Origin of the sequence: Moorena sp. SIO4G3 (genome assembly GCF_010692305.1) — a bacterium.
In the GTDB taxonomy this organism is placed as follows: Bacteria; Cyanobacteriota; Cyanobacteriia; order Cyanobacteriales; family Coleofasciculaceae; genus Moorena; species Moorena producens_A.
Map to the genome: position 1 here is coordinate 47,205 of NZ_JAAHIG010000035.1, position 11,213 is coordinate 58,417.

The window sequence follows — 11,213 nt, forward strand, 5'->3', positions numbered from 1 at the left end:
CTAAACGGATCAATTCCTGATCCGAAGTGCTCGGAAAATTATCCAGATCCAAATTCATATCCAATTGATCCGATTAATTTAATTGCACAATCTAACAAGTCTTTGATAAAAACTTAAATACTTTGACTAAAGTAATGTGTTCTTATGTTTAACTTCAAGCGTTACTGGAACAAAATAGTTCCTAAAATTACATCAACTAGCAAATTTTTTTTGCTCGCTGCTTTGAGCATTAGTGTGATTTTGATATTTTTTAGAGCACCCTCACTAGCACAGTTGCCGCCACTAAAACAATTGCCCATTGAAGAGGGTTCGGAAACACAACCTGTACCGGAAACAGGAATTGAAGAGGGTTCGGAAACACAACCTGTACCGGAAACAGGAATTGAAGAGGGTTCGGAAACACAACCTCCACTGCAAATCAGAATTAAAGAGGGTTTAGAAATACAACCTCCACCGGAAATCGGAATTGAAGAGGATGTGGAAACAGAACCTGCACCGGAAATCGGATGGGAGTTCTTAGGTAGCCGAGAACTCAATCAAGTAGAAATTAACGAAACTAAGTATAAAGGTGAGTGCCCAGGTTACAGCTGGTCCTCTCGGGAGGCTCGGTTTACTTCCAGTACTACTCCAGCAGCTCGTAAAAGACGTGTAATTGTTAGAAATATTACCAGAGGAGTGGCTAGTGACCCATATCCTTACACTGACAGAGAGTACTATGAGGGCAGATCTTCAGAAGGGACAGAGATGAGTTTTGGAAAAAGACATCATAGTAAATATTTTCATGTTTTAGACGGCGAGAATACATTTGAGTACGAGATTAAAGAACGCGATCGTGTACTTGAGTCTGGAGTGTTCACTGCTGTAATTAAAAGAAATATTAATGTCAGACAAAGAGATTCCTATCCTATTACGAAATCAGTTTGTATGAACTCAGAAGTTCCTATGTCTTTGTGTGCTGATATCAGGACTCTTACTGAGTACAAATGTGGGAGCCGCGTTATCCGAAGCTTTCTCAAGCCAAAGACCCCTGAAGTTGGTACACTTATATCCAATCAGACTCTCTACTCTGTAAAGTATTGGATCAATGATAGGATACAAAACTTGTCATCAGGAAGCGATAGAATCTATACCAATAACTTTTTAAACATAAAGTTTAAATCTTGCTCTGTAGTAACAAAGGATGGAAGCAATGCTAAAGAATGTACTATCAAAACCAGGAGTTTAGAACGAGGTAAAAGATATAAATTTACAGTCTCTGAATTAGACTATGAATCCGTTGACATAGAAGATTTTCCACGATCATAGTTTCTTATAGGGCTGCAATTCTGATAGAATTAAGTACAGCGGTTTGCAATTTATGAGCTATAAATTATTGAGGTGCGACCCGTGGATCGCACCTCTGCATCGCTACTCCCAGATCCGCTGTTCCCAGATCCGCTGTTCCCTTTGCTATAACTGATAGCTAAGAGCTAATAGCTGATAGCTTATATAATTAAAACACCAAAAATTTGCCCCCTAGCCCAACAGTGTGAAATTTTTTACCCCAGAAGTTGGTGGTATAGATACTGAAAAGGAAATAGTTTTGGTGACGAGTGTAGCTTTCGATTACTGGCTTAACTGCATCAGGTGGTAAAGGTTTACCGACAAAACAAGCTGCTTTTACCCCAAGAGGAAGGGATTTCTGTTGGCAGTAAGTATCGTGTAAGTGCCATGCCGCATGATCAAGATAAGCGTCTTTAGTTGGATTGGTGAGTGCCATAATGCTGGACACTAAAGCCAAGAAAACTGTGCTATTGATGCGCTGATACATAATTTCTTGTTATTAAATGTTGGTAATTACTTGCGTAGGGTGCGTAGGGTGCGTTAGGGGCGGACTTGCCCTTATTGTTCGCCTCGACCGCCAGCCTTGGGATAGTCCGCCCCGTAACGCACCGCCAGTGTTAGGTTGCTGCCCGGAAATTGAAACAGGCAAGATGCCCGTTCCACCAAGATTCCCGAAACAGGCAAGATGCCCATTCCACCCACCGGGTCAAACTCAGCCATAGGATGATTAGTCAAGCAGATTTGATCTAACCTCCACCGATGGGAAGCCCAGTTAAATTCCTTGGTTAAATATTTTTTCGTTACGTTGTGGGTGTATTCCGGACAATCTAAGCTCTTGATTGCTATTGCTGCTAAATCGGCTATTTTTCAAATGATTAACCAGACTTGATATAATTCTCTTTTCGCCGATATTAAGTTCCCCGTTACCTAGCTAAAATCTAAAATTTTACAATTCCAGTCCCTACGGGATTTTCACACTTTATTCACAAGCTATGATTATATTTTTTATCTATTAGCGTTATAGTAATCTGGTTATTTTTTATGAAACAATAAGTGAATTCTGTTGATTTATTTATGCAAACCAGAGAAAAATTACTAACAAGTTTATGATTAACAGTTACCCTCTATACCAAGTCGGTGGTAGTCTAGCCAGTGATGCACCTAGCTATGTAGAAAGACAAGCAGATGTCCAACTCTATAACGCCTTAAAAAGGGGTGAGTTTTGTTATGTGATGGCTCCCAGACAAATGGGCAAATCTTCTCTATCGGTGCGAATCAGACATCAGCTAGAACAAGAAGGTATAAGATGCAGTACTATTGATATGACACGCATCGGTAGCGAAACAATTACTCCAACTCAGTGGTACAAAGGAGTGGTTGCTGAGTTAGTACGAGGCTTGAAGTTATTCGGTGACTTTAATTTACAATCCTGGTGGCACGAGGAAGAGTATCTTTCACTGCTTCAGCGATTGAGTAATTTCCTGGAAGATATCCTGCTGGCCAAATTTAATACTGAACAAATTGTTATATTTATTGATGAAATTGATACTATTCTCAACTTACCTTTTCCGGTTGATGATTTTTTTGCCCTGATCCGATTCTGCTATAACCAAAGAGCAATTAATCCTGAGTATAAGCGCATTGTCTTTGCTTTGTTCGGGGTAGCTAAGCCAAGTGATTTGATGACTGGCAAAAAGCGGACACCGTTTAATATCGGGAAAGCCATAGAACTAAATGGCTTTGAATTCCATCAAGCATATCCCCTTGCCAAGGGATTAGAGCAAACAGGGGGTAACCCTAAAACAATTCTCAAGGAGATACTGGCTTGGACAGGAGGACAACCTTTTCTGACCCAAAAACTATGTCAGTTGGTAGTAGATTCAGTAAGAGTCGGGTTGACTATTGCTCCTGGTAATGAGGCATCTTGGGTAGAGAGAATCGTACACACTGGCATTATTGATCATTGGGAATCCCAGGATGAACCCGAACATTTGCGAAGCATCTCGGCTCGCCTTTTGAGTAATAAATACTATGCTGATAAATTGCTGGGACTTTATCAGCAGATTTTAGCTGGAGATGATGTACCGATGGATAACAGCGAACAGTGTAACGAATTGCTGCTATCGGGTTTGGTGGTTAATAAACAAGGATGGCTAAGGGTTAATAACCCTATATATAAAGCAATTTTTAATCCTGAATGGGTTACCAAACAACTAGAGAATCTGCGTGCGTATCCTCGAAAGTTGCCCTCTTCCAGAGTTAGTATGGCATACTGTTAGTTTAAGCGAATAAAACCCTAGCTATACCTGGATTTTGGGCTTCAGCCCCTTGGTATAACTTAAACTATAGCATTTCTGATATAGCAATCCGTGTAGGAATTGTGAGAATTTTGTTCCCTGTTCCCTGTTCCCTATTCCCTTTGGTATAGCTATGAGCTACACAGCATTTTTTACCTATTTACTCTTACCTGATACCTGGTTCATAAAACCCAGAACTTTGTACATCATGACTAGGAGAATTGCTATAATATATTAAACTCTTGCTGGGGAATAAGTTTAGTATGTCGAATAAGAATAATGAAAACAGTGGATGTGGATGCGCAAATATTCCTATTTCTCTAATCTTACTGGTTTTAGGCGGTGGTTATTGGTGGTTGAACCATCAAGGAGGTTTCGCTATTATTAGCAAATTACCTCAACATCTCCCCATAGCTATTCCTCAAAATCTCCCAATAACTATTCCTGGTTTAAATTCGAGGACCGCCGAAGCAGAACCTTCGGCTCCTACTAAGCCTCCTGTAACCACTGCACCTTCCTTACCAAATTCGTCAATTGTTAAACCTAATAATCAACCAGCTTCACCAACACCAATAACACCTCAAAAACCTCAAACACCAATTGTTAAACCTAATGATAAGCCAGCTTCCTCAACACCAATAACACCTCAAAAACCTCAAAAACCTCAAACAACTCAAAAATCTCAAACTCCTTGGGAGAAAAAAGCAATCAGAGGAATTTATATAAGTCGTTATAACGTAACTAATAATGCTAGTGAAGAGAAGATTAGAAAACAAGTTCGTCATTATCACTCTCAAGGTATTAATACGATTATTCATGGTGTATGGGGTAATGCTTGTCCTATGTACACTAGTGAAGTGATGCAAAAAACCTTTGGTTATAAAAGTTGTCCCAATCTGTTTCGCGACCGCTGGTTAACTTGGCTAATTGATGAAGCACACAAACACGGCATGGAAGTTCATGCTTACTTTGAAAAAGGTATCAAAATAGATAAAAATAGCCCGATTTTTGATTTAGCTATTGAACGCAAATGGGTTGTACCGGGCGTTGACCGCACGTATCCGGGAATCGAGCATTATATTCTTGATGTAGAAATTCCTGAAGTTGCTAATTTTTTTAGAGATATTTTAGTAGAATTTGTCCAAAAATATCCTAAAATTGATGCAGTCCAATGGGACGATTATCTGGGTTACCATGCCGAGTTGCCAGGTAAAGTAAATCGCACTAATAAGCTAACCACTTTTTCACAAGAAATGATCGGTGCTATGAAACAAGCTAACCCAAAGGTTAGTTTTGATCTTTGTCATCATAATCCTTATTGGGCTAAAAAATATTTTGCTGCTGACTGGCCAAAATGGAATGTAGATCGAGTTTTTATTCAAGCTTATAATGATAAAAATTTTACCAAAGAAGTAGATTATGCCGAAACCTATGATGGAATTGCTATTTCCGATCAACAATTCCATCGCTTGCCAGAAATAGTGGCTAACAACAAAATTAAGGGCATTTTAGTGTTTCCTAATGGTACAAATCCAGAAGAGATAGCTTCTAAGTTAAAACAATTTTCTATTAAATAGACCTAAGCCTCTAACTATAGTAGTCGAAGTAAAGGTTAAGATCATGTCAGGATAATTACCCTGTCTTGATGCAGTCGCTCATGGGGGAAACCCCCAAGACCGCGCTGCATCGCTTAATAAAAACCTCCCCAATCTCGCCATACCCCCATCTCCCTATCTCCCCATCTCCCCATCTCCCCATCTCCCCATCTCCCCACCCTCCCCACACTCCGCTTAATTATGGGTATTCAACCAGACTTGATATAAAACATATTTCTGTTCCCTATTCCCTGTTCCCTGTTCCCTGTTCCCTAGCTATACAATGCCAAAATTTTCCCCTTCAATCACTGCTTCTGCTTGTAATGCGATCGCTCTCAATTTCTCTAAGGTCTCTGGTGCAACTGACTGCCACAATCCCCGCTGATTAGCTTCGAGTAACCGTTCTGCCATATCTCGCAATGCCCATGGATTCTTTTGTTGGACAAACTCTTGCACATCTGGGTCAAATAAATACCCCTGAGCTACTCCTTGATACATATGGTCTGCGACACAATTAGCGGTAGCATCATAGGCAAACAAATAATCTACCGTTGCTGCCATTTCAAATGCTCCTTTGTAACCATGGCGCATCACTCCCTCAATCCACTTAGGATTCACGACACGAGAACGGTACACTCGGGCAATCTCTTCGTTTAGCTGTCGAACTTTGGGCTTTTCAGGGATAGAATTATCACCAAAGTAGGTTTGAGGATTTTTGCCAGTTAACCCCCGCACCGCTACGGTTAACCCCCCCTGAAACTGGTAATAATCATCTGAATCGAGTAAATCATGTTCCCGATTATCCTGATTGTGTAATACAATTTGCATTTGTTTGAGACGCTGCTCAAAGGCTTCTGGGGCTCCCTTGGGGGAAGATGAGCTGTAGGCGTAACTACTCCAATTAATGTAAGCGCGAGCTAAATCCTGCTCATCTTGCCAGTTTTGAGATTCAATCAAACCTTGTAACCCGGCACCATAGGCTCCTGGTTTTGAGCCAAAGATGCGGTAGTGCGATCGCATTTGGGCTTGGGACTGACTCAACCCTACCTGTAACCAAGAGTCTGTTTCCTGTTTCACCTGGGCTGCTAGAGGATTGTCTGATGGTGATTCATCCAGGCTTGCCACAGCAACTACTGCATTGTGAAATAGGTCGATTAAATTGGGGAAACTATCTCTAAAGAAGCCAGAGATGCGCAAGGTCACATCCACTCGGGGACGTTGTAACACAGACACTGGCAATATTTCAAAGTCTACCACCCGCCGTGAGGACCCATCCCAAATCGGTCGCACTCCCAACAAGGCCAGAGCTTCAGAAATATCATCTCCCCCCGTACGCATGGTAGATGTGCCCCATACCGAAATCCCTAGGGTTTTGGGATACTCACCATTTTCCTGGGTATAGCGCTCCACTAGCACTTCAGCTGCCTTTCTGCCCACATCCCACGCTGTTTCTGTAGGAATGGCACGGATATCAACAGAGTAAAAATTGCGACCAGTGGGCAGAACATCCGGTCGTCCTCTAGTCGGCGCACCAGATGGCCCACTCGGTACATATCTGCCATCTAATCCCCTTAACAATTGGGTGAGTTCCTGATTAGTTTGTTGTAGTGCTGGTAACAGGCGATCGCGTATCCAATCTAATTCTTGTTTTGTTGTTTTACTAATCGGTAATCGATAATCAGTAATGGCTAATGGGGAATTAGTGATGATTTGTTCTACTAATTCAGACGCTTTTTCTTCCAATACTTCAACCAAATCACCAACAGTGATTTTTTTATTATATAATTTATCTGTTACCTCTTCCCTTTCTATATTACTTATTGCGATCTCCTTAACTACTGAAAAATCGTCCGTTAGGGGGTCAAAATTCCAACCTAAATCCTGAGCCAAAGCACGAGTTAAGCCGATGCGAGTCTTTCCTGGATGACGAGCAATTGCTACTATTAAATCCTGCAATTGACGTCCTTGGGGACATTGACTAAATACATGTAATCCATCTCGAATTTGAGCTTCTTTCAATTCACAAAGATAAGCATCAATTTGATTAGTAATTTCCGATTCTCCAGCTTCGATGTCGTCTACTGCAATCCCCAAATCTTCGTGCAAATGCTCGTCAAGGATAAGTTTAACAATGCGGTCGCGAATAATTGGTAACCGAGACAAATCCAAACTCTGCGCTTCATAATACTCATCAACCAATCCCTCCAACTGTTGCAGAGGACCATAAAGTTCAGCACGAGTCATGGGAGGGGTTAAATGATCAATAATCACCCCTTGAGCGCGACGCTTTGCTTGAGCTCCCTCCCCCGGATCATTAACAATAAATGGATACAAATGAGGCATGGCTGCTAAGGCTACTTCTGGATAACAGCACTCTGACAAGGCCACACTCTTACCCGGTAACCACTCTAAATTCCCATGCTTGCCCACATGAACAATTGCTTGGGCACCAAAACACTTCCGCAACCAATAATAAAATGCTAAATATCCATCAGTGGGTTCCAAATCCGGAGCATGATAATTCAAAGCTGGGTCAAGATCATAACCCCGAGAGGGTTGAATCCCTACAAACACATTTCCCAACTGAATCCCTGAAATGGGAAATCCTGAAATCTCGGTTATCTCTCCCTTTCCATCCTTGTTGTCTTTACCGTTAAGATCAAACTCTCCCCAACGCTCACGGATTCCCTTTTGAACCCCTATCGGTAATCCTTGAAAATAGTCCCAATACTCCTGCCAACTCAACTCTTGTCGTACCAAACGTAACTGCCATCCTTCTGGATCATTGGTCACCCCAGCGGTCAACCACTCAATCAACTCATCCCCAGTTTCCGGAATCTTCTCAACCCAATACCCAGCATCCCGTAACCCTTTTAAAATCTCCACACAACTGGCCGGGGTATCTAATCCTACGCCATTGGCCAGCCTGCCATCTCGATTGGGGTAATTCGCTAAAATCAGAGCAACCTTTCTCTGATTCGGTAGGGTTTGCCGTAACTGTAGCCAATTCATGGCTAAATCTGCTACAAACTGAATGCGATCGCATACTGGTTCATAAACCACCACATCCGTTTCCAGAGCAGGATTCCACCGTTGCGCCGACTTAAAGGAAATCGCACGACTAATAATTCGCCCATCCACTTCTGGCAACGCCACATTCATGGCAGTATCCCTGGGCATCAATCCCTGAAACCCAGACTCCCACTGTTCCACCGTGCCACTACTTAAAATAACCTGCAACACAGGCACATCCAGCCGTTCCCACAACTCCAACTGATGTACCTCAGCATCCAACTTAGCCACGGAGAAACTAGTCGTATTAAGCAACACTGCGATCGCGTAGCGTGAGCAAAGCTCAATCGCACTACTAGAGCTATCGGGATTTTGGAAATAGCTAAACAATTCCCGTTGTACCTCTAGATCCCGTAAAGAAGAGACAAATACTGGTACCGGTTCCAAGCCCCGTTCTACCAAAGCCTGACATAACCCATCAATCGGTGCTGTATTTCCTGCTAAATAATGGGCACGGTAGAACAGGATACCTACTTTAAGATTGCCAGTAGGTTGTTTGGTTATCCCCGATTGCCATGGATAAACCCCAACCCGAGGCACAGGTTTTGGTGATGGTGGATTATTGGTTTGCTCCAAGCATACATCTACGACAAATTTCAGAGCGTTAGTGAAATTCTCAACACCGCCTTCTGTAAAGTAGCGCCATAATTGATTCACTATCGGAATAGTTTCTGTGGAGTGACTAGTTAAGGTAGGGTCTGGTCGGTCATCCCCTGGTAAAACCAATAACCTAGCGCCAGTTTGTTCTACTGTTTCTTTCACCACTTCTAAGCCATAAGACCAGTAGGAGCGTCCCCCCAATAATCTGATAATGATAATCCGTGCTTTGGCCAAGATATCCTCAGCATAGGTATCAATGGTTAGTTGTTGCTGCAACTGCAACAGATTAGCGACTCGCATAGCTGGGAAATCTGGGGGAAGTTGAGATACTGATGCGGCTAGGGTTTGGATATCGGTGTCAGCAGCAGTGAGGAAAATAATCGGTGCTGGGGTTTGTTCGATGAAGATAACCCCTTCAGCTTCAGGGTTCCATCCTCCCGGAGTTGCGGCGATGCGATGCATAGTTTAGTGTTCGGCTCTAACCATTCTAGATGAGTCTATATGGACTCTGGGATAGATGGCAAGGCTCAACCCAAACTACCAGGCAACTTGTTCGCACTTGTGCTCAGATTCGGTACCTCTCTGACTTTATCTAAATTGATAACTCCCATTTCCAACATTCTTGTTGGTGATGGATAATAGAATGGACCAGCACAATACATTGCTCTATTTGGATTAGAATCCTCAGAGGCAATATAGAGTTTTCCAGAATGATCCTGTAAAATCTCAGGAGGACATGTGAATGGTACACGCAGTTCTACACCAGCAAACTGTTCATTAAATGCTTTAATCAGATCATCAGAATATCCGGGAGCGAATTCGGCTGATCCTTCTTTCATTAACTGGTGGTAGTCAAACTGCTCTTGTGTTGAATAAATACTTGTTGCCCATATAGCTTGTCCGATATCATCTACTTCTGAGACACCGTAGCTCTCAATTTTGGGAGCAGGAATTCCTACCTGTACAAATGCATAATTCTCGTTACTTCCAAGCCCACTAAATCCCATCTCAATATAAAACGCCTTTGCATACCGATCCAAATCGAACCCCGTTGTTCCCTGCCATGGCATATCTCGATACACAGGTGCCCAAACAATTGCTTCTCCAGGAGATGGCCATGCAACGCGACAAAGCTCCAAGCCCATCTGCCTCATTTTGGCATCTCCAATTGCCGTATTAGCCATCATCATCCATGCTGGCAAGCAGACTTCCCCTTTTCTTCGCACACCTGCTTTGGCAGGTTGAACAACAGAGATTTTATGAGAGCTTGGCATGTATGCCGCTGCTGCTGCCATGTACTCGGCAGGTCTATATGGACTAACACGACGTCTTTCTTTTGAATCTGTCTGATAATAAGGTCCAGAAAAATCTAAGTTTATTTCATCAGTATCAGTATGGCCAATATAGGTTTTATCATTAATTAATCCATGAGCCATAGCCCAAATGAATCCAGCTAAAAGTGTCGTTCCTTTTCCACTCAAGCGAACATTTCTATGCTTTGGGAAAAACCCCTCTTCTCGTAATGCATTGATATTAATCTGTTCCAAAACCTGGCACTGATCGATAACAACATCACAATGAGGTGCAGCTGCTGTCAATGTTTTCTGATCGGGACTAACAACGATAACGCGGCCCCTGGGCAGTAAACGCTGATGGTAAGTAGCAACATGAGCAATAGTTTCCCTTTCAACAAAGGCAGGCAGCAACCAAAGTCGATTGCGATCGCCTTGATAAAGGAAATCACGCGCTGCTTCTACAATAGATTGAGCATCTGGATCGCCCAAGTCTACATTTTCTGAATTAAAGTAGAAGGCATTATTCAACTGAATATCAAGTTTTTCACGATCATCATGACTTGCATGAAAATTCGTCTCACGCAAACGCTTTCTTTCCTTAACAACAGGGCTAAATTCAGTTAAGGACTCAAGTGTATATTCCAATGGTTTTGTTTTAAGAGCTTCGTTGGCAGCATCTAGACGTTTTACTAGATATGGGATATCAATAACCTGACCATTTCTTAGATGTTCAGGCAAAAACTTAAATTCCAGATTGCTGTGTTGCAAAAAAAATTCTCCTTATCTTTTAATAATTATAGCAATTCTACCACTTGTGAGGTAAAAATGTCTGGGTTTTAGGGAGCAGGGAGCAGGGAGCAGGGAGCAGGGAGCAGGGAGCAGGGAGCAGGGAGCAGGGAGCAGGGAGCAGGGAGCAGGGAGCAGGGAGCAGGGAGCAGGGAGCAGGGAGCAGAAGATGTCTTAAGCTTTACTTCCACTGCTATATTGTTTTGTTAAGTTTTAGTAATAATAGCTAGCTTTTGATCACAATA

9 protein-coding genes are annotated in these 11,213 nt (G+C 42.4%); 3 read left to right on the forward strand and 6 right to left on the reverse strand.

The window, feature by feature from the left end; translation table 11 throughout:
- Window positions 1-210 precede the first annotated feature (210 nt).
- On the forward strand, window positions 211-1,305 hold the full coding sequence (locus F6J99_RS09270) for a hypothetical protein (RefSeq protein ID WP_293112675.1): 1,095 nt from the start codon (window positions 211-213) through the stop codon (window positions 1,303-1,305).
- A 187-nt stretch (window positions 1,306-1,492) separates the two neighbouring features.
- Here the strand turns inward: F6J99_RS09270 and F6J99_RS09275 are convergent, their stop codons facing one another.
- Window positions 1,493-1,810, reverse strand: coding sequence for a DUF4359 domain-containing protein (locus F6J99_RS09275; RefSeq protein WP_070395137.1), 318 nt, complete (start codon window positions 1,808-1,810; stop codon window positions 1,493-1,495).
- A gap of 71 nt (window positions 1,811-1,881) precedes the next feature.
- Entirely contained in the window at window positions 1,882-2,043 is a 162-nt protein-coding gene (locus F6J99_RS09280) for a hypothetical protein (RefSeq protein WP_293112676.1), read from the reverse strand.
- A gap of 386 nt (window positions 2,044-2,429) precedes the next feature.
- On the opposite strand from F6J99_RS09280, the gene F6J99_RS09285 reads away from it, so the two are divergent.
- Together F6J99_RS09285 and F6J99_RS09290 are read left to right on the forward strand one after the other, a co-directional pair.
- Window positions 2,430-3,602, forward strand: a complete 1,173-nt coding sequence (locus F6J99_RS09285) for an AAA-like domain-containing protein (RefSeq protein WP_293112677.1) — start codon at window positions 2,430-2,432, stop codon at window positions 3,600-3,602.
- A 281-nt stretch (window positions 3,603-3,883) separates the two neighbouring features.
- Window positions 3,884-5,197, forward strand: a complete 1,314-nt coding sequence (locus tag F6J99_RS09290) for a family 10 glycosylhydrolase (protein WP_293112678.1) — start codon at window positions 3,884-3,886, stop codon at window positions 5,195-5,197.
- 55 nt (window positions 5,198-5,252) lie between these two features.
- Here F6J99_RS09290 and F6J99_RS09295 read toward each other — a convergent pair whose 3' ends face one another.
- The 4 genes from F6J99_RS09295 to F6J99_RS09310 form a co-directional block, all read right to left on the reverse strand.
- Window positions 5,253-5,378, reverse strand: a complete 126-nt coding sequence (locus F6J99_RS09295) for a hypothetical protein (RefSeq protein WP_293112679.1) — start codon at window positions 5,376-5,378, stop codon at window positions 5,253-5,255.
- A gap of 113 nt (window positions 5,379-5,491) precedes the next feature.
- A complete protein-coding gene (gene cobN, locus F6J99_RS09300; protein WP_293112680.1) occupies window positions 5,492-9,349 on the reverse strand; it encodes a cobaltochelatase subunit CobN in 3,858 nt (1,285 codons plus the stop codon).
- Between the two features lie 65 nt (window positions 9,350-9,414).
- Window positions 9,415-10,950, reverse strand: coding sequence for a hypothetical protein (locus F6J99_RS09305; RefSeq protein ID WP_293112681.1), 1,536 nt, complete (start codon window positions 10,948-10,950; stop codon window positions 9,415-9,417).
- A 68-nt stretch (window positions 10,951-11,018) separates the two neighbouring features.
- Window positions 11,019-11,159 (reverse strand): hypothetical protein, encoded by a 141-nt coding sequence (locus tag F6J99_RS09310; RefSeq protein ID WP_293112682.1) that lies wholly within the window; start codon window positions 11,157-11,159, stop codon window positions 11,019-11,021.
- Window positions 11,160-11,213 lie beyond the last annotated feature (54 nt).